This is a genomic window from Polynucleobacter necessarius (assembly GCF_900095215.1).
Classification (GTDB): domain Bacteria; phylum Pseudomonadota; class Gammaproteobacteria; order Burkholderiales; family Burkholderiaceae; genus Polynucleobacter; species Polynucleobacter necessarius_H.
The window spans coordinates 263,918-287,818 of sequence record NZ_LT606949.1 but is presented as its reverse complement, the minus strand read 5'-3'; the positions used below and the strand labels follow the sequence as shown (position 1 = coordinate 287,818).

At 42.4% G+C, this 23,901-nt stretch carries 24 protein-coding genes and 5 pseudogenes; 8 read left to right on the top strand and 21 right to left on the bottom strand.

Annotation, left to right across the window (positions count from 1 at the left end; genetic code table 11):
* Positions 1–103: 103 nt before the first annotated feature.
* The 4 genes and pseudogenes from DXE35_RS01625 to DXE35_RS11135 all read right to left on the bottom strand — a co-directional run bounded on the left by DXE35_RS01625 (position 104) and on the right by DXE35_RS11135 (position 3,959).
* Positions 104–1,288: pseudogene (locus DXE35_RS01625) on the bottom strand (ABC transporter substrate-binding protein).
* A gap of 133 nt (positions 1,289–1,421) precedes the next feature.
* Positions 1,422–1,940, bottom strand: a complete 519-nt coding sequence (locus tag DXE35_RS10020; protein ID WP_231970129.1) for an EamA family transporter — start codon at positions 1,938–1,940, stop codon at positions 1,422–1,424.
* A gap of 39 nt (positions 1,941–1,979) precedes the next feature.
* A pseudogene (locus tag DXE35_RS10015) lies at positions 1,980–2,244 on the bottom strand (EamA family transporter); the annotation flags it as partial.
* Positions 2,245–2,329: 85 nt separating this feature from the next.
* Positions 2,330–3,959: pseudogene (locus tag DXE35_RS11135) on the bottom strand (GMC family oxidoreductase).
* Positions 3,960–4,070: 111 nt separating this feature from the next.
* On the opposite strand from DXE35_RS11135, the pseudogene yjgA reads away from it, so the two are divergent.
* Positions 4,071–4,598, top strand: a pseudogene (gene yjgA, locus DXE35_RS10005) (ribosome biogenesis factor YjgA).
* Between the two features lies 1 nt (position 4,599).
* Here the strand turns inward: yjgA and DXE35_RS09455 are convergent.
* The 3 genes from DXE35_RS09455 to DXE35_RS01600 all read right to left on the bottom strand — a co-directional run bounded on the left by DXE35_RS09455 (position 4,600) and on the right by DXE35_RS01600 (position 6,547).
* On the bottom strand, positions 4,600–4,839 hold the full coding sequence (locus tag DXE35_RS09455) for a hypothetical protein (RefSeq protein WP_197713926.1): 240 nt from the start codon (positions 4,837–4,839) through the stop codon (positions 4,600–4,602).
* A 22-nt stretch (positions 4,840–4,861) separates the two neighbouring features.
* Positions 4,862–5,125: a hypothetical protein gene (locus DXE35_RS09450; RefSeq protein ID WP_197713925.1), complete on the bottom strand. Its 264-nt coding sequence runs from the start codon at positions 5,123–5,125 to the stop codon at positions 4,862–4,864.
* Between the two features lie 777 nt (positions 5,126–5,902).
* A complete protein-coding gene (locus tag DXE35_RS01600) occupies positions 5,903–6,547 on the bottom strand; it encodes an HdeD family acid-resistance protein (protein WP_231969915.1) in 645 nt (214 codons plus the stop codon).
* Positions 6,548–6,648: 101 nt separating this feature from the next.
* Here DXE35_RS01600 and DXE35_RS01595 point away from each other — a divergent pair, with 101 nt between their 5' ends.
* Both DXE35_RS01595 and DXE35_RS09445 read left to right on the top strand, forming a co-directional pair.
* Positions 6,649–6,858: a hypothetical protein gene (locus DXE35_RS01595; RefSeq protein WP_114689338.1), complete on the top strand. Its 210-nt coding sequence runs from the start codon at positions 6,649–6,651 to the stop codon at positions 6,856–6,858.
* 31 nt (positions 6,859–6,889) lie between these two features.
* Positions 6,890–7,111: a hypothetical protein gene (locus DXE35_RS09445; RefSeq protein ID WP_197713924.1), complete on the top strand. Its 222-nt coding sequence runs from the start codon at positions 6,890–6,892 to the stop codon at positions 7,109–7,111.
* Between the two features lie 244 nt (positions 7,112–7,355).
* On the opposite strand, the gene DXE35_RS09175 is transcribed toward DXE35_RS09445, so the two are convergent.
* The 3 genes from DXE35_RS09175 to DXE35_RS10870 form a co-directional block, all read right to left on the bottom strand.
* A complete protein-coding gene (locus tag DXE35_RS09175) occupies positions 7,356–7,514 on the bottom strand; it encodes a hypothetical protein (RefSeq protein ID WP_162784929.1) in 159 nt (52 codons plus the stop codon).
* A 261-nt stretch (positions 7,515–7,775) separates the two neighbouring features.
* Positions 7,776–8,306 (bottom strand): serine hydrolase domain-containing protein, encoded by a 531-nt coding sequence (locus tag DXE35_RS10875; protein WP_269459845.1) that lies wholly within the window; start codon positions 8,304–8,306, stop codon positions 7,776–7,778.
* The gene (locus DXE35_RS10870) at positions 8,255–8,965 is read right to left on the bottom strand and encodes a serine hydrolase domain-containing protein (protein ID WP_114689336.1); all 711 of its coding nucleotides are present in this window, start codon (positions 8,963–8,965) and stop codon (positions 8,255–8,257) included. Before DXE35_RS10870 ends, DXE35_RS10875 begins: the two co-directional genes overlap by 52 nt.
* A gap of 187 nt (positions 8,966–9,152) precedes the next feature.
* Between DXE35_RS10870 and DXE35_RS01575 the strand changes: the two are divergent.
* The 3 genes and pseudogenes from DXE35_RS01575 (at position 9,153) to cobA (ending at position 12,429) form a co-directional block, all read left to right on the top strand.
* Positions 9,153–10,889: pseudogene (locus tag DXE35_RS01575) on the top strand (nitrite/sulfite reductase).
* Complete coding sequence (locus DXE35_RS11130) at positions 10,880–11,332, top strand: DUF934 domain-containing protein (protein WP_197713923.1); 453 nt, start codon at positions 10,880–10,882, stop codon at positions 11,330–11,332. Before DXE35_RS01575 ends, DXE35_RS11130 begins: the two are co-directional and overlap by 10 nt.
* A 215-nt stretch (positions 11,333–11,547) precedes the next feature.
* Positions 11,548–12,429: a uroporphyrinogen-III C-methyltransferase gene (gene cobA / locus DXE35_RS01565; RefSeq protein ID WP_114689335.1), complete on the top strand. Its 882-nt coding sequence runs from the start codon at positions 11,548–11,550 to the stop codon at positions 12,427–12,429.
* Here cobA and DXE35_RS01560 read toward each other — a convergent pair.
* Entirely contained in the window at positions 12,352–12,714 is a 363-nt protein-coding gene (locus DXE35_RS01560; protein WP_114689334.1) for a sirohydrochlorin chelatase, read from the bottom strand. The two genes, cobA and DXE35_RS01560, sit on opposite strands and share 78 nt — an antisense overlap.
* Before the next feature lie 96 nt (positions 12,715–12,810).
* Between DXE35_RS01560 and DXE35_RS01555 the strand changes: the two genes are divergently transcribed.
* Both DXE35_RS01555 and DXE35_RS01550 read left to right on the top strand, forming a co-directional pair.
* Positions 12,811–13,758 carry a calcium:cation antiporter gene (locus DXE35_RS01555; protein WP_197713922.1) on the top strand — a complete coding sequence of 316 codons (948 nt, stop codon included), beginning with the start codon at positions 12,811–12,813 and terminating at the stop codon, positions 13,756–13,758.
* Positions 13,759–13,895: 137 nt separating this feature from the next.
* The gene (locus DXE35_RS01550; protein WP_114690340.1) at positions 13,896–14,990 is read left to right on the top strand and encodes an MraY family glycosyltransferase; all 1,095 of its coding nucleotides are present in this window, start codon (positions 13,896–13,898) and stop codon (positions 14,988–14,990) included.
* 202 nt (positions 14,991–15,192) lie between these two features.
* Here the strand turns inward: DXE35_RS01550 and DXE35_RS01545 are convergent, their stop codons facing one another.
* From DXE35_RS01545 to DXE35_RS01500, 10 genes are read right to left on the bottom strand one after another with little or no spacing between them, the layout of a single operon-like run.
* Positions 15,193–16,410, bottom strand: a complete 1,218-nt coding sequence (locus DXE35_RS01545; protein WP_114689333.1) for a glycosyltransferase family 4 protein — start codon at positions 16,408–16,410, stop codon at positions 15,193–15,195.
* The gene (locus tag DXE35_RS01540) at positions 16,407–17,444 is read right to left on the bottom strand and encodes a glycosyltransferase (RefSeq protein ID WP_114689332.1); all 1,038 of its coding nucleotides are present in this window, start codon (positions 17,442–17,444) and stop codon (positions 16,407–16,409) included. The genes DXE35_RS01545 and DXE35_RS01540 overlap by 4 nt, the downstream gene beginning before the upstream one ends.
* 38 nt (positions 17,445–17,482) lie before the next feature.
* Positions 17,483–18,478: a glycosyltransferase gene (locus tag DXE35_RS01535; RefSeq protein WP_114689331.1), complete on the bottom strand. Its 996-nt coding sequence runs from the start codon at positions 18,476–18,478 to the stop codon at positions 17,483–17,485.
* 6 nt (positions 18,479–18,484) lie between these two features.
* Positions 18,485–19,384, bottom strand: a complete 900-nt coding sequence (locus DXE35_RS01530; RefSeq protein WP_114689330.1) for a glycosyltransferase family 2 protein — start codon at positions 19,382–19,384, stop codon at positions 18,485–18,487.
* Positions 19,381–20,355: a lysylphosphatidylglycerol synthase transmembrane domain-containing protein gene (locus DXE35_RS01525; protein WP_162784928.1), complete on the bottom strand. Its 975-nt coding sequence runs from the start codon at positions 20,353–20,355 to the stop codon at positions 19,381–19,383. Before DXE35_RS01525 ends, DXE35_RS01530 begins: the two co-directional genes overlap by 4 nt.
* Before the next feature lie 36 nt (positions 20,356–20,391).
* Complete coding sequence (locus DXE35_RS01520) at positions 20,392–21,111, bottom strand: glycosyltransferase (protein WP_114689328.1); 720 nt, start codon at positions 21,109–21,111, stop codon at positions 20,392–20,394.
* Between the two features lie 41 nt (positions 21,112–21,152).
* Positions 21,153–21,863: an SDR family NAD(P)-dependent oxidoreductase gene (locus DXE35_RS01515; protein ID WP_114689327.1), complete on the bottom strand. Its 711-nt coding sequence runs from the start codon at positions 21,861–21,863 to the stop codon at positions 21,153–21,155.
* Positions 21,836–22,816: a 3-oxoacyl-ACP synthase III family protein gene (locus DXE35_RS01510; protein WP_114690339.1), complete on the bottom strand. Its 981-nt coding sequence runs from the start codon at positions 22,814–22,816 to the stop codon at positions 21,836–21,838. The genes DXE35_RS01515 and DXE35_RS01510 overlap by 28 nt, the downstream gene beginning before the upstream one ends.
* 26 nt (positions 22,817–22,842) lie before the next feature.
* A complete protein-coding gene (locus DXE35_RS01505; protein ID WP_114689326.1) occupies positions 22,843–23,094 on the bottom strand; it encodes a hypothetical protein in 252 nt (83 codons plus the stop codon).
* A 21-nt stretch (positions 23,095–23,115) separates the two neighbouring features.
* Positions 23,116–23,838 carry a methyltransferase gene (locus DXE35_RS01500; RefSeq protein ID WP_162784927.1) on the bottom strand — a complete coding sequence of 241 codons (723 nt, stop codon included), beginning with the start codon at positions 23,836–23,838 and terminating at the stop codon, positions 23,116–23,118.
* Positions 23,839–23,901 lie beyond the last annotated feature (63 nt).

Genomic DNA, 23,901 nt, shown 5'->3' with positions numbered 1-23,901 from the left:
AATCCGACATTGCAAGCAAACGCCGCTTTTTTGGCGGCGCTTGGTTTTATCAAATGTTGCAGTGCAAGATAATGATTGAATTTGCCTGCTTACTGATGTTGAATTACTTCTTCTTAGGAGTTGCGTCCTCAGCATTCAAGAACTCAACACGACCGTTTTCAACTACACCCATCACTACGTCTTTCATCTTGATTGCGTCGTGATCAGTTGCAGAGAATGGCTTGTTGTAAGTAATCACAACACCATCAACTGGAGCCTTTAGATCTTGCAATGCCGCAACAATCTTTGGTCCTTCTGTGCTATTAGCTTGCTTGATAGCGGCTGCTAAGAGGTCAACAGAGTCATATCATTGCGCTGCAGAAACTGGAGATGCAATGTTGTTGTTCTTTGGTTTTAACTCTTTCACATAAGCTTCTTGGAAAGCCTTACGCTTAGCTGTTGTAGATGGGGTTTGAATGTATGTTTGTGGCATTGTTGCGCCGTTGCCATTCTTACCAGCCGTATCAATGAAGCTAGCCATAGACAATGTCCAACTACCAATCATTGGCTTTTTCCAACCCAACTTCGCCATACCATTAGCAATTTGCGCCAACTCCGGTCCAATTGCGTAAGTCAAAATCACATCAGCACCAGCATTTTTTGCTTTGAGCAACTGTGAAGTCATATCAACATCACCAATGTTGAATTTCTCAACTGCTACTGGTGTTACGCCATAACCCTTCAAAACCTTTTCCAAGTCTTCACGACCCAACTGACCGTAGTTTGTAGAGTCAGCCAAAATCGCCACCTTCGTCAAACCACGCTTCTCAACCGCTTCTTTAGCAATCAATGGAGCTTGGATATTGTCAGGCGCAGCATTACGGAAAACGTAGTTTTCTGGTGCGTTAGGGAATTGCTTAGTCAATACTGAACCAGTAGCAACGTTATTCATCACTGGAATCTTCGCATCTTGATAGAAACGCTGTGAAGCCAATGCAACGCCAGTATTGATGTAACCGAGAGTTGCAACCACTTTTTCGTTATTGATCAACTCTTGTGCAATTTGCACGCCACGCTCATTTTTTGCTTCATCATCGCGCTCAACCAAAACGATTTTGTTGCCGTTGATACCGCCAGCAGCATTAATCTCTTTTGCGGCAAGGTGCACACCATCACGCATACTCACACCCATAGAGGCGGAGCCGCCGGTCAATGACCCTGAAACACCAAGTTTGATATCGGCAGCGTAAGCCCCGGTTGCAAGCATTGCAGTAGCTGCTACTGCAAAAATGTGATGACGAATGTTCATAAAGTCTCCATGCCTAAAAATTGCTAATGAATCAATACTTTTTATAGGCAAAACACAAACGAACAGGCATCTTACTGTTAATACAAAGACAAAAAAGGGGGTTGCATTAGGGTTTTACATTAGTCATAAGAGCCTAGGAAAAACGGCGTTTGAGGCTGCGCTCGATATTGGGCCAAAAGAGGTTAATCACCAATCCAGCAATCACCAAACCTGCTGCCAAGATCTTCCATACAGGTAAAGGCTCGGCTAAGAAATAGGCGGCTGCCCCCACTCCAAAGATAGGCACCAACAATGGCGCAGGCGCCACAACAGCCGCTGGATGCTTGGAAAGTAACCAGTCCAAGGCAGCATAACCAAAGAGGCTATTTGCCAAAGATTGCCAAAGCACTCCAGCCAAATCCCCTACTGGCGCAGAGGTTAATGAAGCACTCATGTGCCCCCAGCCACCCTCAAAGATTAAAGATATGGCAAATAAAGGTGGAATCGCAAAAGCGCTAGCCAAAACAACATAGGACAGCATGTTGATTGAACCAGCCCGACGACTAACGGTATTAGCCACACCCCAACAAAATCCAGTAAACACCACTAAAGCTAAACCAAGGAAGGTGGTACTAGCATCAGTGTGCAGCGCAATAATTCCAAAGCCAGTCATGGCAACCATCACTGCGAGCATTTGATATCTACGCAAACGCTCTTTAGCAAAGAACATCGCGAAACCGATCGTAAAAAACACTTGCGTCTGAGTAACCAACGAGGCAATGCCCGGAGAGATGCGCCCATCGATTGCAAAGTATAAAACGCCGAACTGCCCAACTCCCACTGCGACTCCATAAATACATAAATTGACCCAAGATACTTTGGGCATGGATAAATAGCGCCAACGGCAAAAATGCAAAGGTATAGCGAAGCGCTGCGAATAAAAATGGTGGAAAAGCGCTCAGTGATAACTTAATCACCACAAAGTTTGTACCCCACACTGCCACAATCGCCAATGCCAACAATAAATGGCTTGCCGGTAACGAATAACTTTTTTGTGGGATCTTATTCACGTGTGAGTAATTCCGCCACACGCTCTGCAATCATCATCGTCGGAGCAGCGGTATTGCCCGAGGTAACGGTTGGCATTGCTGAACCATCAACTACACGCAAATGATGAATGCCCCTCACGCACAACTCAGAATCAAGCACGGCCATCGGATCATCAGCTCGTCCCATCTTGCAGGTACCTACTGGATGAAAGATGGTAGTGGCAATATCACCTGCTGCCTTGACTAAATCAGCATCGGATTGATACTGCATCTGGCTTGTACTCGTCAGGGGCATAAGGCGCCAATGCAGATTGTTCAACAATTTTACGAGTCAAACGCAAAGACTCCGCTGCCACCTTGCGATCTTCATCAGTCGATAAATAATTAGGGATAATGACTGGTGGCGCTTCTGGATCAACGGAATGAATATGCATACTACCTCGTGAAGTAGGCCGTAAATTGCAAACACTTGCAGTAAATACGTTAAATGAATGCAAGTCTTCGCCAAATTTTTACAGTGAGAGTGGTTGAACGTGATACTCCACGTTAGCGCTCTTTTGCTCTGGTGAGCTATAAGCAAAAGCGCCTAGTTGCGATGGGGCCATCGACATCGGACCAGATCTCTTGAAAACGTATTCCAAACCAATCAGAAGTTTTCCAAGCAAGGTATTGGCTTTGGTATTTAAAGTTTGAATGCCGCTGACTTTATAAACCATGCGCAATTGCAAATGGTCTTGCAAGTTCTCGCCAACTCCTGGAAGATCGGCGACCACCGGAATACCCAATTGATTGAGGTGTGCAGCGGCGCCAATACCGGAGCGCTCCAATATTTGCCCGCTACCGATCGCGCCAGCGCTTAACAATACTTCGCCGCCTCGCTCAGTAGCACAAAGCGCCTCTTGGGCTTGACCATTCTTGATGTACTCAACACCGTAACAATTTTTAGTCACTGGATCAATTTTGAGTTTGTTCACTACCACTTCTGTGAGCACAGTGAGTTTCGAACGTTTTGCGGCGTCCTTTAAAAAAGCTTTAAAAGTATTTAAGCGCCAACCAGCACGTTGGCTCACATCGAAGTAACCCACACCAAAGTTATCGCCACGATTAAAGTCATCCGATGCAGGAATACCCGCCTCTACAGCAGCATCTTTAAAGCGATCCATGATGGGCCAACGTAAGCGTTGCTTAGAAAACAGTCCACTCACCACCTTTGCTGTGCCATTGATTAGCAGCACCGTGGTAATCCTCAAATGACATTTAACGTTTAAGCGCATTTTCCCAAGACCCAGAGTCATCACCAGTTGCTTGCACCCAAGACTCATAGTCACCCGCCTGACCACGCATATAGATCATGCCGTTTATAGATGAGCAGCCGCTGAAAACACGGCCACGCGGATATAGCAATGAGCGACCATTTAACCCTTTTTCAGCAGCAGTCTTAAAACGCCAGTCCGCCATCGGGTTGTCCATGCAATATAAATAGCCGACTGGGATATGAATCCAGAGGTAGTTGTCCTTCTTGCCAGCCTCGATCAACAAGACTTATTGTGGTCTTCGGTTAAACGCTTAGCCAACATACAGCCGGCACTGCCCGCCCCAATAATGATGTAGTCGTATGTGTTTGCTTGACTTGTTTTACTCATGTCTCTACTTTTTTGCGTCTATTTTTAAACTCTATTATTTACCAAATCCTCCAATTTACAGAAATTAGGCAATTCAGCTAGAAACCCTGAATACCCGTCTAAAATGACCCTGTGCATATTAATGAGAAGAATCGCACCCATAAGGTAGTGGATGCCGATGAAGGGCCTAGTAAGTCTGAGCTAAAGCGCCAAATGACAGAGCGCCAAAAGCTGGTTGAGATATTGGCAGCCTTAAGTAGTGACGCCTTAAAGACTATCTCCCTTGATGAGGCGATTAAGGCCGCCATTGCAGAGACAAACAACATTAAGAGTTTTGAAGCGATTCGCCGCCATAAGCAATCTCTTGGCAAACTCATGCGCTTTTTGGATGAAGAAGAATTAGATGCGATTCAAAAACGTTGAGATGCGATTCAGGGTGTCAGCAAAGCCGAAATGGCAAAGCTGCACTTCTTAGAAAGCTATCGAGATAGACTGATTGCGAACGATGAGGCGTTTACCAAGATGATCGAGCAATATCCCGATATGGATATTCAGAATATGCGCACTTTAATTCGTAATGCGCGCAAAGAAAAAGAACAAAATAAACCACCTAAGGCCTATCGAGAAATCTTTCGCGTACTGAAAGATATGGGTCTTTAAGCTAAAGCTTTAGCTTATTAGCTGGTAGTTCAATCCAACGATAAACATAATTTGCGGCAATCACACTCGCTACCACTACACCCAGCATTAATCCCGCTGCCAATACACCGCTTTCATACGAATGCCACCCTAGGGCAATATAGAGCGTATTGGCCAGCAAAATAAAAGCGAAGTGAATCAGAACAGCGCAGTAAGAGCGCTGACTTCCCCAGGCAATACCCTTCAAGAGACTGCTCTGCATAAGACCTGTGAGATATTGAATATCACCCCACAAAAAATAAGGTAAGAGCGATAAACCAAGCGAGAAAATTTCTTAACCAAATTTGCTGAAACGCTGCTGCAGCAATGATCAAGCCGATCAAGATAAGCGCCGCCTTAGCTAAACGCTGGACGCCGATGTCCTGAAAGCGGCTAACCAAGTAAGCCAAAACACCCAAGCCATAAGAGCCAATGAAGTAAATGAAATACGCCTCATATTCGCCAAAGCGATTGAAAAACAATAATGAGCTCACAGCCAAAATGCTCATCAGCCAAATGAGCGCTCGATAGCTGGGAAAGGATGCAAACAAGATTGCCAATATTGAATACGGCTGCCAATCAATAGCCACATACCAAGCACCTGCGGAAATCGAATCGAGACCGAGAATGCTCTGGATAAAAAAGAGGTGTGCTAGAAATTGTGAGAGTGTGTCCGATTGACCGACAAATTCGTCATTTATCCAGAGGCGGGCAATATAAGCGCATGCAATAGTAAAAAATTAAGGCAGCAGCATAAGGCGCACACAAACGCAGGTAACGATTGAGGATCAACTTGAGCAAGCCCTGCACATTAAATTTTGCATTGGCGTAGCGACTCAGAGTCTGAGCAGCCAATAGCCCGCCATGACCAAAAAGATTTGTACGGCATAACGGCCATATTCAAATAACCAAGTCATTATACCGGGCAGCACGCGGCGTGCATCTTCCGCGATTTGTCCATAACTCGAGAGATGATGGAGAATGATTAATAAGGCCGCGAAGACCTTCAGTAAATCAATCAGAACAAACGAATTTGTTTGCTTCGAGACTTATGTATATTTACTTAAACTTAGCCTTGACCATCAAAGAAGCTAGCAAGGGGTTGGCGCTTTCTAGTTCTTTGTTCGATTGTGCTTTCTCGGCCGCGCCCAGCTTTGGCGACTTGGCGGCATTTTTCATTCCCTGCGCTGTCTTCAAATCTAAATTCTTGTAAAGGTCTATTGTTTCATTGCCATAATGCAAGCCCTTTACTCTGCTGTTGCAGACTCATTTACTTACTTAGTTAGCTATTTAATAAGTGAGCGTGCTGCCAAGCCCATAAATAACAAGGACCAGCCTTGCAATAAAAGTTCAATTGCAATCAACATACCAGGAAGCCAAAGACTGGATTCTGGGTAGCCAATCAAGATCGAGAGTGCTGATGAAAGCACCAACCAGAACCATTCACGGAAATGGCGATACTGAAATGCGGCGATTAATCGCAAAGCGCCCGTGACAAAGAAGATTGCGGCCAACCACAAAGTAATTACTTCCAATGCGGGGATTGGGAAAGCCCAAGTAAACATGGCTGCGGCGATATAGAGCGCCGCCAAGATCAGTTGCATGCCAACACTTTTCCAACCATGGGAGTTCAAAGCATGAGCGCCTTGCAGTAAACCGCCGGCAAATAAAAAGATACCCAATACATTCACCGTGACAAAAGAAAATAAAGCTTGACCTGCAATACCAACCATACCCAAGACGATAAATAAAATGCCAAGCCCAATTAAGAGACCAGGAACTTTTGCAGCAGCGCCCAATACTTTTGCACGGAGTTCTTGGATTTGATCGTTAGATAGTTCGGCCATATAAGCGCTTTCGAATGAAGGAATTGGAAAAGTAGCCTCTACCGTATCAATAAACGCCCTTTGAGCCAGAATTACGCCAATCAACTACCCACAAGTGAGCCCTACAGCGAGCAAAAAACAAAAAATGGTATTCATTAGCCTTTTACAGCCAATCTATCAAGATTGTTAGCAAAGAGAGCTTTAACATGGACAGCACATTGACCGTTATTCTGGGTATCGTTGCAATACTCTTACCACTAGTTGTAGTGCGCCTTTTCTGGAAGCACTTTGATCATTATTTCGGCAGAGGTAATGAAGCCTATATGGATAGCCTGGAGCATCTTCTCAAGAAGAGTGATTTAACTGTTTTAGTTGCCTTTGCCATTTTTTTGGATCGGCATGAGTCTCGTGTTTAATGGCAGTGCCTCATAAATCAGAGGTAAAAGCATGAGCACTCCATTCAAAGCCGTTTTAGTTAAAGCACAGCTAAATTTTGCGATCTTAGCTGCCATCTTAATCATTGCAGTGTTGGGTAAATTTACCAACCCAGACCTCAGTAACAGCATTTTTATTACGGCAGATCAACTGGTATCAGATCTATACCTTGTGTTTATTGCCATCACACTAGGCGCTTTTGTCCCAAACTTTAAGCTTGTTGCATTTGGATAAATAGCAGCATTCATAGGAGCGGCAGCTCTTAGCTATTTTGGCATCTTTACCTACCTCACAATCGATTACTTATTTTCTGTATTGACTGTGACGCTCGGCTTTGCATCTATAGCCAATCTCTATAGGCATTATCGGGAATACGGGCTTTAATGCCCAAGAATGATGTATCTCTCAGATAATCAATCACATGGTCTATTTTTTCTAACTTATACTTAGTCATCACTCGATTCTCGGAAGCAACCCTTCATTCAACATTGTCTACGCTGCCTTTGGGCACAAAGTACCAGATAACTTCGTTCTGATTCAGAATTACAAAAACCCGATTGCCTGCACGAGCAATTAACTTATTGGGATCTCTAAATTCAGCAAGAGTGGCCGTAAGTGGCGCTCCTAGATTTTCCATATCCTCTTTAAATACCGTGGAAATAAAGGTTTAAATGATTAGCACCACGACTAATTGGCATCATATCAATCCCATTTGAAAAAACTTGAATAATAAAAAACGCAGTCATGCTTAGTGACTGCGTTTATTTTAAAGAGTGATAAAACCTCACTCATATGATGCCTAATGAAGTCAGCTATTTCTCTAGTGCTCCATAGATCACTGCATTGAGTTGCTCGCGATGCACCCTCCGAATTTCCCCCGGTGCCACACCCATCATGACTACAACCATTTGCTCTTTAGGGTCAGCCCAGACGATCGTTCCATAAGCGCGAGTCCAAGTAAAGTCGCCAACATTACCATTGATTGCAGATAACCCTCGATCTGTACGTACGGCAACACCCAAGCTAAATCCATAGCCAACGCGCCCTGGCTCTGTACCGCTGACATTATTTTTTTAATATCTTTATGTAAGTGATTGGATGTCATGAATGCAACCGTCTGTGGCCCAAGTACGCGCTTACCTTCTAAACTTCCGCCATTCAATAGCATCTGGCCAAAACGAATATAGTCACCAGCCATTGAATACGCACAAGATCCACCGCAATCAAACTTCACTTTCTGCGTATGAATATCCACTTTCTGCGGCTTACCAGTGAATGGGTCTACAGGAAGTGACGGCGCTAAACGAGGGCGATCTTTTTCAGCAAGATCAAAAGTGGTATTTGGCATGCCGGCCTTATTCCAAATACGCTCTTGCATCACAGCACCCAAAGGCTTGCCTGCAATTTTTTCTTCAATAATGCCAAGCACATCCAGGCCAAAGCCGTAGTCCCAAGCTGTACCTGGCTCATACAACAATGGATTGGATTGCTTGCTAACTTGTCGAGAAATTCTTGCGCTCTGTATTGCACTGCGGCTGGCGCAGATCCTGCGGGATACATTTTATGAACTGGGGTAGCACCACGACCGCCGTAAGTTAAACCATTGGTATGCCGCATTAAATCTTGCACGGTGATCGGATTTTTTGCTGGCACTAAATTGAGTCTTCCGTCCGCATCTATTTGGCCGACTTTCATCTCTTTAAATTGTGGTAACCAATTCGAAATCGGCGCATTTAAGGGTAACTTGCCTTCTTCATAAAAAGTCAAAGCACTTACTGAAGCCATTACCTTGGTCATGGATGCCCAATTAAAAATAGCATCAGTAGCCATAGGTTTGTTGTTGGCTTTATCTAAATACCCATATGGCTTAAATATAGTGAGCTTGCCGTTTTTAGAAACCGCCAACACCGCACCCGCCATATTATTTGCGGCAATTTGATCCGCAAAAAAGGTATCAATTCTTTTGAGTACATCCTGGCTAAATCCTTGGCCTGGGGTTGCGCTGAAGGGTAAAGGGGCTTTTGAAGTGTCGTCCGCAAATAGGATGGCGCTGACCAATAAACCAGCAATTAGGCTGGTTGTCTGCAATGTTTTCTGCTGTCTCCATTTTTATTGTTTTCAATACCGCTTATTGGGGATTTGTCTCCCTCTGGGGCTATTGAAGCAGACTTTTTTGGAAATCCGGGTTTTCGCCTTTTATACGAAATGTGGTTATATATAGAATGGATTTTTGAGTATTGGAAAGAATATTGAAAATACATGACAATCCAAGGCTGTGTATAAATACGACTCCATCGACAAAACCATTGTAGATCAACGGGTTGCCCAATTTCGTGACCAGGTTGCAAGACGTCTTGACGGCAGCTTGGCCGAGGAAGAATTCCGCCCCTTGCGACTCCAGAATGGTCTGTACCACCAACGCCATGCCTATATGCTGCGCGTTGCTATTCCGTACGGCTTATTTAGCGCAAAGCAGTTGCGCACTCTGGCGCTCATCTCTGAAAAGTATGACCGTGGTTAGGGTCACTTCACTACACGCCAGAATATTCAGTACAACTAGGTGACGCTCGAAGACACTCCAGATATTTTGGCTGAGCTTGCCAAAGTTGAAATGCATGCCATCCAAACTTCGGGTAACTGTATTCGTAATATTACGAGCGATGCGTTTGCCGGTGTTGCTGGTGATGAATATGTAGACACTCGCCCCGTATGTGAATTACTCCGCCAATGGTCAACCTTACATCCTGAGTTTGCGCATTTGCCTCGCAAATTTAAATTTGCTGTAAACGGCGCTACAGAAGATCGCACGGTATTGCTGTGTCAGGACGTAGGCATTGAACTGAAGAAAAATGCCAATATAAATAATGGCGAGCTGACTGCGAATATCTATGCCGGCGGCGGCATGGGTCGCACACCTATTCTGGGCTCATTAATCAAACAAGACTTGCCTTGGCATGTGCTCCCAAGTTATCTCACCGCCCTACTGCGTGTTTATAACCGCTTTGGCAGAAGAGACAACCTTTATAAAGCCCGTATCAAGATTTTGGTCAAAGCCTTAGGCCCAGAAGAATTTGCTCGTCAAGTTGAAGGTGAGTGGTTACCTATTCAGAATAGCGATGACCACTTCACTAAAGCAGAGTGGGATCGGGTTGCCAAACACTTCACTAAGCCTGCGTACAAAAACTTACCTGCACTTACAAGAGAACAAATCCTCTCTAATGCAGGTGATGCTGATAAAGCCGCTTTCGCGCGCTGGCTAGAGCGCAATGTCAAACCACACCAAGTACCTGGTTATGCGAGCGTCATTCTGTCGCTCAAGCCACACGGTACCGTTGCCCCTGGTGACGCTACTACTGCACAGATGTATGCAATTGCAGATTTAGCGGATCAATATAGCTTTGGTGAATTACGCGCCACCCATGAACAAAACTTGGTGCCGGCCGATGTAGAGCAAGCGAAGCGTTATGCGCTCTGGCAAGAAGCTAAAAAGCAAAAAGTAGCCATACAAAACGTAGGCTTGCTTACCGATATCATTGCCTGCCCAGGCGGCGACTTCTGCTCATTAGCCAACGCCAAATCATTGCCGATTGCAAAAACCATTCAGGAACGCTTTAATGACTTGGATTACTTGTTTGATCTAGGCGATATCAGTTTGAACATTTCAGGCTGTATCAACTCTTGCGGCCATCATCACGTAGGCAATATAGGCGTGCTGGGTGTCGATAAAGACGGTGAAGAGTGGTATCAAATTACTTTAGGCGGTGAGAAGGGCAATGACACTTCAATTGGCAAGGTCATTGGCCCCTCTTTCTATGCCGATGCAATCCCCGATGTGATGACCAATGTCATTAACACCTATGTCGCACAACGTAATGAAGATGAATCTTTTATTGAGACCTATCGTCGCTTAGGAGTTGCCCCATTTAAAGAGGCGGCTTATAAAGATAAAAACGAAAATATTAAGAAAAAAGAAGGGGCTGAAAAAGCCACAGGAGAGGCATCATGCGCGTGACTCCAATATCTAATGTCAATTTCATACCTGCACATCCAGAGGTTTTGCATTTTCCTAAAGGCGGCAAACCAACGTTAGCCCAAAATGAATGGCAAATTTGGAGTGGTAGCCAGGATGAAGGTGGATTGCCAGATATCGAGCCAGGACACTCTAAAGAGCACAAAATTCTCATGCCATTTAAATGGTGGATCGAACATCACAATGAAGCTGATGTGATTGCTAAAGCCAAGAATGGTCAAATCGGTGTTTGGTTTGCAACCGATGTTGACATCCTCAAACACGCTGATGTGATTGAAGCCGGTAAAACGGTATGGCCCCTGGTGGCAGCACACTTTCCTATTTTTAGAGATGGTAGCAGCCTTAGTACTGCAGCTTTGCTGAGAGACCGCTTTCAATGGACTGGTGAGATTCGGGCGATAGGCGATGTCCTCGTTGATCAGTGATTACAAGGTGCGCGTGTAGGCTTTGACAGCTTTGCGCTACGCCCCGATCAGAAGCTCGATGTCGCACTCAAGCAATTTGATCTGTTTAGCGTTACTACACAAAACAGTTGGCGCGGACTCAGAACTACACGCGCTAACTTGGGTGCATAAGTAAGCATTAATACAAATAACGGTTCAAAAAATAACCGTCCAAAAAAACTCAAACAACTCAATATATGGCAATCAAGCCCACCGCACACGTAGTCAATACAACAGCCAATACACCAGGAAAGGTGTATTTGGTTGGCGCTGGCCCTAGCTCAGTAGACCTCATTACTGTACGTGGCGCGAAATTACTTTGGCAAGCTGACATCGTGTTCTACGATGCATTAGTCGATCCTGAAATGTTGACACTATGCCCGCAAGCGCTTCAGATAGAAGTGGGCAAGCGTTGTGGCAAGCTGTCATCCGCGCAACAATTTATTAATCAACGTTTAGTAGATGCAGCCCAGAAACATCGAGTGATCGTGCACCTCAAAGGTGGCGACCCGATGCTCTTTGGCCGTGCCGATGAAGAAATTCAGACGCTGAAGGCTGCTGGTATTGCAGTGGAAGTTGTACCCGGAATTACCGTCGCGCTTGCTGGTGCTGTCAGCATTCAGCAATCATTAACGCTCAGGGGTATGAGTAGAAGCGTTGCGTTTGTTACGCTGGCGCAAGGTACTGAAGGCACTGAACATACTGCTCCGAGACAAGTTATTCAGCCACTCCCCAATCCGAGCGCCGATACTCTGGTCTACTACATGGGTCGTAAAGATGCCGCTTGTATTGCTCAGCAACTCATTGAGCAAAGCCCCAATCAAAAGAGCGATACACCTGTACAAATATTGGAAGCGGTTAGCACTGCCCGTGAACGCCTATGGGTTAGCACCTTAGCGGAATTGGCTAAAGGTAAAGCGGACCCATGGTTTGATAGTAGCTCGCCAGCACTCATCATGATTGGCGAGGCTCTGAGAAACAAAAAAGAGAATAGCACTAGCTTAGAGGGCTCTGGCTCCGAAATCGACAATGGCTTGCAAGACAGCCGAGTCTTCCCCAACGGCAGGCGTAGCGCTTAAAGAAATATTCTGGAACTTACCCCGGCAATTTTGTAACAAGACTGGGAAATCATTACGTAAGTGACCACCCTGACCAAAGAACACTGGCACGATAGCAATGTCAGTAGCACCCTTACCCACTAAAGAGGTAACCGCCTCCTCCAAAGAGGGCTGCATCATTTCTAAAAATGCTAATTCCACAAGTACGCCAGAATGCTGAGCGCGCCAGAGATCAACCAGACGGTCAAAGGGCTCGCGCCAACGACTATCTCGCGCTCCGTGCCCAAATAAAATAATGGCTTTCATGGATAGTTATAGACTCTCAGTCATCAGTAATTATTCATCAATAGTGTTTAAGGTGAATTCACCTGCTAGCTTAACCTTATTTTCCAGATCGCATCTATGACTGACTTATTAAGTCAAACTTGGTTTATTGCCCTAATGAGCATCACACTCATTGGAGCTATTCTTTCTGCAGTTCATAATGCAGAAGTCATTGCTCATAAAACTGGTGAGCCATTTGGCACATTGGTGTTATCAATCAGCGTCACCATTATTGCAGTATCGCTGATTATCTCAATGATACTTACAGGTCATGAAGGCGCTCAATTTATTGCACGTGACGCCGTTTTTGCGACGGTGATGATTGTGGTAAACGGTGTAATTGGTCTTTGCATCTTTGTAGGCGGCCTTACCCGTCATGAGATGACTTTTCGCAATGAGGGCGCTAACTCTGCTTTAGCGGTACTGACCGCATTAGCTACCTTTATTTTGGTAATGCCCATTGTGACAGTAAGTACACCAGGCCCTGACTTTACCAAGAGTCAACTAGCCTTTGCTGGCATTGCTTCGTTTGCGCTTTATATTGCATTTCTGTGCTTCCAAACCGTTAGCCATCGCGATTACTACTTACCAAAGACTGAAGATAAAAAAACGGATAGTAATTTTCATGCTCAAAAACCTAGCAATCTTAAAACAACAGCAAGCGCCGCCTTATTGATACTGTCGTTGATTACTGTAGTAGGTCTTGCAGAGCAATTAAGCCCCGCGATTGAGGCAGGAGTAAAAGCAGCTGGAGCACCTAAAACCATTGTAGGTATCGCTATCGCTCTATTGGTATTGATGCCAGAAGGCTTTGCAGCCGTTAGAGCAGCCAAAGCCAATCGCTTGCAAAGTAGTTTGAATTTAGCGCTTAGATCGGCATTGGCCAGTATTGGCCTCACCATTCCGACCGCGGCAGCCATTGCAATCCTCTTTAATCTCCCCCTCAGCCTAGGAATCAGCGATCTCAAATATGGTGCGGATGTACTTGAGTTTCTTTATTGGAGCATTCACTCTAGCGATTGGTAAAACAACTTTATTACAAGGGATTGGTCACATTATTATATTCTTGGAGTATTTGTTTTTGAGTTTGGTGCCCTAAAAGCAGATGTAAGATAGATTAAAATAGAGGCATAAATAAGGCTGTAAATTTTTAAATGGGGACTATGAGTGTTTTAGCCATCTCCTTCTTGACATCTCTATTAATCACACTTTGGGTGATTCGTAACAGTCATTTGCATTCTAAATTTAGCGCTGACTCAGATATCAGTGGTATACAAAAATTTCATACTCATGCAGTTCCTCGAATCGGTGGGCTTGGAATATTGCTCGGCCTTTTTATTGCATTAGCAGTGCGCCATTTTGAAAACGAAACTATAGGAAAGTTTGGGTTCATTCTTATAGCATCCTCGCTACCAGCTTTTCTATCAGGATTTTTAGAGGATATTACAAAAAAGGTTGGTGTTAAGGTTAGGCTCATTGCCACCTTTATCGCAGCCGCCATTGCGGGACATCTCTTAGGCGGCTGGCTCACATCCGTTCAGCTCCTGGGAATTGACAATTTAATGCTTGCTTACCCCGCTATAGCTATTGGCATTACCTGCTTTGCAGTTGCCGGCGTTGCAAATGCCTTTAACATCATTGATGGATATAATGGACTTTCAAGCATGGTCGCCATTATTATTTTGGGCGGCCTTGCTTATGTTGCATTTCAAGTTGGTGATGCTCAAATCATGATTGCTGCCTTAGCCATGATTGGTGCTCTATTAGGATTTTTAGCTTGGAACTATCCGAGAGGTCTTATCTTCCTAGGTGATGGGGGATCTTATCTGATTGGCTTTTGGATTGCGGAGCTCTCAGTTCTCTTAACGGCAAGACACCCTGAGGTGTCCAAATGGTTTCCATTGTTACTTTGCATCTACCCCATATTTGAAACGCTCTTCACCATTTATCGCAGAGTCATACTCAAGAGGGTTCATCCCGGCATGCCAGATGCATCACATCTTCACCAACTTATTTATCGCCGAGTTGTCCGCTGGGATGATGGCGGAAACGATCGGCGTATGTTGATCTATCGAAACTCAATGACATCACCCTATCTTTGGTTGATCTGTCTATTGGGCGTCATACCTGCAGTGCTTTTCTGGCGATATCACCTAGCCCTAAAAGGGTTTGCCATACTCTTTGCAATAAGCTATGCCTGGATATACTGGGGAATCGTGCGCTATAAGATACCGGAGTATCTTGTAAACAGAAGATAAACGGTTTGGGGTCAAACATCCCCTTCTCGCTTTTCTCACTCAATTTGAGAGTAAGTCTTTTTGTAAAACGCACATTTGAGGTTTGTATCTTCGTCACTTACGGACACTTCTTGCGACATCAGCATGATATTTCATCGATGCCATCAATTAGAAGAGGCAGCATTAGCATGAGTAAAGCCCTGAAAATCAGGTGCATAAAATTTTACAAATTTGAGAAATATTCAATTAATCTCTTTGTTGTAGCGCTAATACTAAAATGAGAATCAAAATAATTTTGAGCATTAACCCCTAATGCAGCACGATTCGACGGCGACATTCTGTGTAGATCACAAATTAAAGCTGCCAACTGAACCGGCTTTTCGGCAGGACACACAAATCCTGCATTAGCGCTTATTATTATTTCTGCGGCATCACCATTAATTGATGCAATAATTGGTTTTCCTGCATGAAGATAGCTTTGTAATTTGCTTGGTACAGTACTAGATAGCGCCAAATTGTCGGACAAAGTTAGCAACAATGCTGATGACGCAGAATAAACTGACGGCATTAGAGCTGGATGAATAAATCCAGTCATTACAATATTGGTAAGCTTGAAGCGCTCTATCTGATCGCGAATAAAACAAGACTGAGATCCATCGCCAACAAGAAAAATTTTAATATCACAATTAGATTGCAATAGCTTTGCCGCCTCAACAATGGTTTCACATGACTGTGCTCTGCCAATATTTCCAGCAAATACAATTGAAAATTGCCTTGATAAGTCATCGAGCAATCCAAAAGGCAGCGGATTAGGTGCTGAATTAGGATGCAATATTTCAACAGAATTAGGTAGATAATGAATCTTATTTCTATCTCTTACCCTTGCCTCGATAGATTTCCTGAAACCCTCGGATTGAATCAATATTAGACTGGAATTATGGTAGATATAGTTTACAAATAACCCCACCAATTTTATTAGCCACTTTCTGCTTGCAAACCCAACAGACGTTAAAACATCGGGCCAAATGTCCTGAACCCAAATTACCAATCTAGCATTTTTGCGCCATGCAATATAAACAGCCGGTAAGGCCTGAAGCAAAGGAGAGCTAGCAAATACAAAAACATGATCAAACTTCTTATTTTTTAATAAAAATGGTGCAAAAAAATACCCAGAAAAGATGAATGATAAATAACTTAACAACAACCCAGTGAGAGACTTATTTCCTCGCGCAATGACTGGTATTCTATAAACATTGCAACCGAAATAGTTTTCTTTTGAAAATCCAAAACCTCGGTACCCTTCAAAGAATCGACCTTGTGGATAGTTTGGCTTGCCAGTCAACACCGTTACACCGCCTAGCTCTCTTGCTAAATCTCTGGATACAGAATTTATAAAAAAATTTTCCGGCCAAAAAAATTGCGTCCAAATTAATACTCTCATTGCAGCGCAATATCCCAAAAAGAATCCATTCTACCCACTTCAATGGCGATATTTTTTTCACCAAAAAACCGAACAACAGCTCTAGCGATTGAAACGGGCGAATTAGGATCAAAAGACTCAACAGGATCGACCACATCTCTCAGATAATCCAATTCAGAACCAACAATAGGCAAACCAAAATGAGCGGCCTCCATTAAAGGCAATCCAAGTGCCTCTACAAATGACGGATATATCAACGCACTTACACCCTTATATGTCTCAAAAATATTTTCACGTTCGATGCAACCCAGATTATTCACAACGATGGAATGCTGGCTCCGATAATGCTCGATCAAGGCACAAACCTCTTGGAAAGCAACGCAATCTACTGTCAAAGCCAACGAAGGATGCAATCCCCAATCCTGCAATATTCTCCAAGCCTCGAGTAAATTTTTATGATTCTTATGTGGTTGACCATCAGCGACATATATAAAATCATATTCAGGGCCATCCTGACCATGTGTAATATTTTTTATTGCCGCAATATCAGGTAGATAGTCTTGCACTCTCCCAATAAGTATAGGGGTTGGCTTTGTTATTTTTAGTTCAATTAATTTTTTCATTGAAATAGTAGGCGCTATAAAACAACTTGCATGTCTCTCAAGATATTTAAACCAAAGACGCTCAAGGAATGTTCTAATACGGACATTCCAAGGATATGCCTCCAAAGACACTCGGTCTAAAACCAAACGGTTTTGAGGCGCCACTACGACACGCGCAGCCAATTTTAGCAATGGGGGAAGCCCATGAAAACATATTACGGTATCTTCTGGCTTACTTATAAGATATAAATTTATTTCGGAAATAAAACGCGATAAAAGTGAATTTTTCACCCAAAATACTTTCGCGTTAGCGGTCAAAAGGTTTTTCTTCTTCGTGCGCCTATCCATGAAAGCAATAGCAATTGCTGTTGGGCTAGACTTAATGGCGGATCGCAGAAGAGTAAGTCCACCGCCTATATGTACATTAGGGGCATATAAGATAATTCTCGCCATGGAATTTTTTAAATCTGTAGATAATTTGATAGAAATAGCTAATTAAGGCCAAAAATATTCTTTAGCCGCGAGCGAAATACTCTTGGAAGCCTCCGAACAACAGTCCTGATAGGGTAGAGCATTAGCTCTGTAACGATAATTTTTATGGCCAGTAGCTTTGACAACCAAGATGAGTGGGAGAACGATCTTAATGTATGCTCTAGACTTAAGTAGGCTGCTCTATAAAAACCTCTCTTCAGCATGCTTATTGTCAATAGTAAATAGTTAACAAAAAAATCTTGCTTGCATGCCTTATTTGAATTACCTCTCTCGATTTCAACTACAAATTCAGAATAAAGTTTTTTACATTCATTCTTAGCAACATCTTGCAATATCACGCTATTTTGATTGTGGTGTATACGACTATATACATAATTTTTCTGTATTTGATGAAAATGATTTGCTCTAGCCAACCGGAACCAAAGGTCGTAATCTTGGGTTGTAGACAAAGACTCATCAAAACCGCCAAAATTTAATAATAACTGCTTAGGAATCAATAATGTACATCCGTGCAAATTACTATCTTTTGCAAGCCAAAATTGGAAATCATCAGGCGAAACTTTTTCCGATACTATCGGCACTGACTGCTCAATACTTTTTGAAAATACTGAAAAGTCTGAATACACAATTACGCTTGTACGCTTAGATTCATCAATTTCCGACAAGTAACGCACTTGTTCCTCAATTTTTTCCGGGGCATAAATATCATCATGACTTAGCCAGGAAAAATAATCTCCCTGCATTTTATCAATACCGTAATTAAGAGCAGAAGCAGTCCCCCCATTTTCTTTAAAAAAATATTTAATCTTGCTGCTATACCCTCTTGCTATTTTTTCGGTACATCCATCATCAGAAGAACCATCGTTGATAACAAGAATTTCAATATTTCGGTATTTTTGAGCCAATGCACTTTCTATAGCTTCAGTTAAATAATCACCCCCATTAAATACCGGTATGACTATCGAAACTAGAGGAAAGAAACTGAAGTCTGACATTTAGCTTTAGATTAAAGAATGCTTCAACTTGGTTAAATAGTATTTAATTGCAATAGGCGGCCAAAATTGAAAGCCAACATTAAAGGCTTCCTTGCTATAACCATGCCACCCACTGACAGTCAAAAATGCAGTGGCATAGTAACAATAAAGTCGCCCCAAGCCCATCCTAATTACCAAAGCTCCAGCATCCCTATCTTCGCTCAAAATTTTATTTGAATAGTAACGTAGCGCCTCAAGAATAGATCGAGGGTCTTGGGTGGCCAAGCTATTTTGCTCATGAGTACGAATCAAGCATGTAAATTCAGGTAAGGCCACTATATGCGAAACTTTAGATACCCTTCTCCACATATCGGTATCTTCAAAACGATTCATATTTTGATCAAAATTGCCTATTTGGTTGAAAATAGACTTTCGCAACATTACAGTTGGAAGAATTATGGTCACCGGCCGAAAAAAAGCGATAGATGTATAAATAGCTCCAGATATTGTCGCTCTATAATTCTGAGATAGATAAGAACCATCTCTATTTATACATTTAGCTGATGTATAAACCATATCAGTACTGGGGGTGCGCTCCAAGAGACGGTATTGTATCTCTAACTTTCTAGGAAGATACATATCATCAGAATCAATAAATGCAATATATTTCCCACGCGCTATTGCGATGGCATTATTTCTCGCTATTGATCTTCCTGAATTGGGCTGATAGCAATAAATTATTCTGGGATCTGAAAATGTTTTTACTATAGATTCCGTATCATCACCAGAACCATCATCAACAATAATCAGCTCAAATTTAGTATAAGTTTGGGCTAGAACACTTCTAATCGCATCGCCAATAAATTCAGACCGATTGTATGTTGGTAAAACCACAGTAATCTCGGGATGAGCTTGATCTGCTCTCATCGCGTCTCAATATGCTTTTTTTGTCTAAGAGATCCAACCTCTCGCATTAACGAAGATATACCCAATTTCTCGAATGTAGCTAAGTACATGAAGCCAAGAACTGAAAATACAAGCTGACTTATATGCAACGAAAGGGCAATGATTAAAGATTCATCAAATCCAAATCCATAACTTTTTAAGATATAAACCACAGAAGCCTCATAAGCACCAAAACCCCCTGGTAATGCAGGGACTGCCCCACCAATTGTTGATCCCAGGAAGATGGCAATATACCCCCTCATTCCGATAGAATCGATTCCGAGAAACTTTAGGAAAATAATGACATTAATAAACGATAAAGCCCAGGCGATCAGTCCAAATGAAAAAGCTATGTAAGTTGATTTCTGCCTCAACTTTTGTGTACAAATTTGAATAATTTTAATGATGAAATTTCGCCAAATTAACGACGGAATTAATTTAGTTAAACGAATTAGAGATTGCTCCGCGATTAGCGAAAAATAAATCGAGGCGATAAGAAGCCCAGTTAAAAAAAGCATCTTCGCCAAATTGATCTCAAGAAAATAAATTGCTCCATAACAGGCAAAGAGCCCCAATATAACAATATCACTAACACGCTCCAAAAAAACAGCAGACAATGCGGCACTTAGAGATATTTTTGATTGATTTCGTATATATACAGGTTTTAAAAATTCAGATATTCTTGCCGGCAGAAGAAGACCTGCGCCATATGAAATTATGGTTGCCTTAAAGCCAGTGGAGAATTTGACAAAAGTGCAGCCCATGATCCCAGAAAGAATTGAAAGTCTTTTCCCTGCGGCCATAATTGATAGGATAACTACTGGCTGAACAATAATTATAGCCAATAATATATTTAAATTTATGTGTCGTGCAATCAAATTTAAATCAATGCTCGAGACACTTAAGACAATTAATGCTAGGAGTACGATAGTTTTTATAACTATTTTATTCAAGTAATTAAATAAGATAAAAATTGTTAAATTCTAAAATCATTTCTGGCCACCAAATAGGTTTCTACAATAACTTTTATATACCTTCCATGAGTATATAAATTTAGAATTAGAAATTAAATCGGCCCTAACAGTAAGCCTATAGGGCACCTCGTCAAAAGTAGCATTTAATTTTTTGGCCTGGTAAACCTCCTCTATCAAAAGAGCAAATCCATTTTCTCGACAATCCATCTGCGCCAATAACCCAGTTTTGATAGCCCTAAAACCATTGGTGTAGTCTGTTAAAGGAACTCGCAAGACAAGGCGGGCAAATAAATTACCAAGCCATGAGACCGCCCATCTTTTGAATGGCACCCCATCAACACCGCCCCCTTTGGCATATCGCGTTGCCTTAATAAAATCTACATTTTGACGCATAGGCTCAAAAAACCCCTCAATGTAATGTATGCGTTGCGTGCGATCTGCATCCATAACCAACGCATAATCAAATCCATTTACTAGCGCTAGAGAGAATGCAGTTTTATTTGCAGCGCCATAACCTTTGTTTTGAGGATGATTAGCCACAATTAATTTAGGGTGCTTTAAAGTTAAAGAATTTAACTTACCCAAAGTTCCATCACTACTGCCATCATTTACAGCAATTATTGCTGTTCTTGCAGAAACTCCATCTAGGAAGCTAGAGAGCTCCAGAACGCAAGCCTCCGCATTAGAAGCCTCGTTGTACATAGGTAAAATAACGCAAAAACTGGGTAAATGCATTTTAAGCCTTATTGAATACTTCAAGCCACACTAGATAAATTTCAAATACCGCCATCTATATTAATAGTAGAGCCATTGACGTAATCTGATTGCATAAGAAATTGAATGCAATTAAAAATATTTTTGGTATTACCTAATTTTTTCGATGGAATTTGCTCCAAAAGCTGGGCTTTTACCAAATCTGATAGCACATTAAATAATCCGAATTCAAAATAACCTAATTCAATGACATTGGACGTAATTCCAAATTTCGCATATTCTTTTGCAATTCCACGTGAGAGCCCAATCAAGGCCATTTTAGAAGCTCCATAGGGTGCAGCTCCAATTGCGCCCTGCTGGCCAGCAACAGAGGATACATGAATAATCCTCCCCCATCCATTTTTCACCATAATAGGCAACAGGCCTTTTGTCAGCAAGAAATTTGCCTTCAAATTTATATCCATCAAATCAACCCAATCAGACTCTTTGTAGTTGATCAAAAGTCCATCTGTTTTAGCCGCTGCACAGTGTACAAGCGTTATATTTTGTAATATTTTTTGGTTATTTTTGATGAACTCCGATATGCTGAGACTGCAAGTAAGGTCGACCTTGACACCAGTGAAATTTAAAGATTCGATCTGGTGCTCTATTGCATGGTTGTTATAAATACCAATTACCTTGTCAACCTCAACCAAAGAAGCAAGTATCTGCCTCCCGACTCCCCCAGATGCCCCACTTAGCACTATCACTTCACACCCCACTTTAACAGGCATGCACCCCAGGAATATCCAACCCCAAAACCTACCATCATGACTAAATCGCCATGCTTTAGGGCGCCGTCATCCAATGCATCTTTTAATCCAATAGGTATAGAAGCGGAAACAGTATTCCCAATTTGGGCATAGTTGCAATAGACCTTCTCAGGGGGAATAGATAAATGCCTAATAATATTATCCAAAACCAATTTACTCGCCTGATGAAAAACGAATAAATCAATGTCAGATATTGATTTATTCGTTTTATGCAAGAGATTTTCTACGCACTTAGGAACAGCACTCATGGAGAACATAAATACCTTAGCGCCATCCATGAATAATTTTTGATCCTGAATTGCTCCACGACTTCTTTGCCGCGCACCCCCATTTTCAACAAGTAAATTAAGAGCCCCCTTGCCATCAGTTCCAAGCTCAAATGGACCAATTTGAGACTCAACAGAGCTAGAAATGAGGGTTGCAGCAGCCCCATCACTAAAAATTGGTCTGCAAGTTCTATCATCAGGAGCAATGTATTTAGTGTAAGTATCAGCACAAACCAGCAGAACTTTATTTGCCAGGCCAGCAGTAATTAATGAGGAAGATAGCGCCATCCCATAGATGAACCCAGAACACCCTTGATTAACATCAAAAGCCATACAGTTAGTTTGTAAATTAAGCTTTTCCTGCAAAATGCAGGCTGAAGCAGGCAACACATAATCTGGTGACTGAGTCACAAAAATTAATACATCAATTTCAGACCTCAAATTCTCATTATTTACGAGTATTTTATTGGCAGCCATCAGACCAAGATCTAAAGCTGTTTCATGTTGGTCGCTAATATAACGAGTATTAATTCCCGTTTTTTTCTCAATCTCAACGATCGACCATTCGGGATTTTGCTCAATTAAAGAGATGCCTGTTTCAATATTGTCTGGTAATTGGTATTCAATTACTTCAATACGAACTGGCAAAGGCGATGATTGTTTGGTCACGGATACTAAATTAACTTATTCGCTTTAAGCAAACTGATAATTTTTTCAACTGTATCGGCTGAGGCCATATCATCTATTGAGGCAACCTTACCATTGAATTTTAAATCTAACGCTGCGAGAATTCCCAGATGCCCAAAGGAATCCCATTCTGGAAGCTCCGCCTTGATGCTACTAATATTGATTGATTTTGGCTGTAGTTCTAAAGCCTTCTCAATACACTCAAAAACCTCTTCAGCGGTTACTTTATTTTCATTCACGATTAGTCCTTGTTATTTAATTTAATTGCCAGCCATATATATGTCAGTATGCCAGAGCACCATGCCGAATTTTTCTTCTATTTGAATTAAGCCAGTATTTGCTAACCGCCTAACGACATCCAGATGCATCCTCATCTCGTCTGGTAATGGCCAAGTTTTTCGATCAAGCAACTCAACATTATTAAAATTTGAACGAGCTGCTTTTAATATTCTTTCCCCGTTTGAAAGCGATAGCACCGGGAAAAATATCTTTCCATGCACATTTAAATGTTTTGGGGCGCGATTTAAAACCTCCACCACTAAATCTGCGCCATCAGATCCCGATGCGCATGGCACATTATGAAACCAGGGTGAAATTTTTGCGATATCCTCTGCAATCCCCGATACATCGTCGATGATGTAATCAAATTTCATGCTGCCCCATGGCTCATACAAAGAGCCGGCTCTTGCATCGCACAGTACATTATGTAATTTTGCATTTTGCTCAGCCAACAAAACTGCCTTCGGACTTGCATCAGATAGAAATAATGGATTTGAAGCGAACCCTAGCTTACTCAGCACCACCCCAACTACACCAGTCCCGCAACCCAAATCAAGTAATGTACCAGGGGACGTGATCTGATTCTGAACCGCATTAATTAATACGCCACTAGTTCCCGTTGGGAAAAATACCTCATTATTTGTAAAAAATTCCAGCTCGGAACCATCGCCTAATTTCTGCGTAAATGAAATAGCATCAGTCACCAACATTTCTCCATTAAGAGCATAAATTTTTCCAGCAGCCTAAATACACCAATTATATTCGAA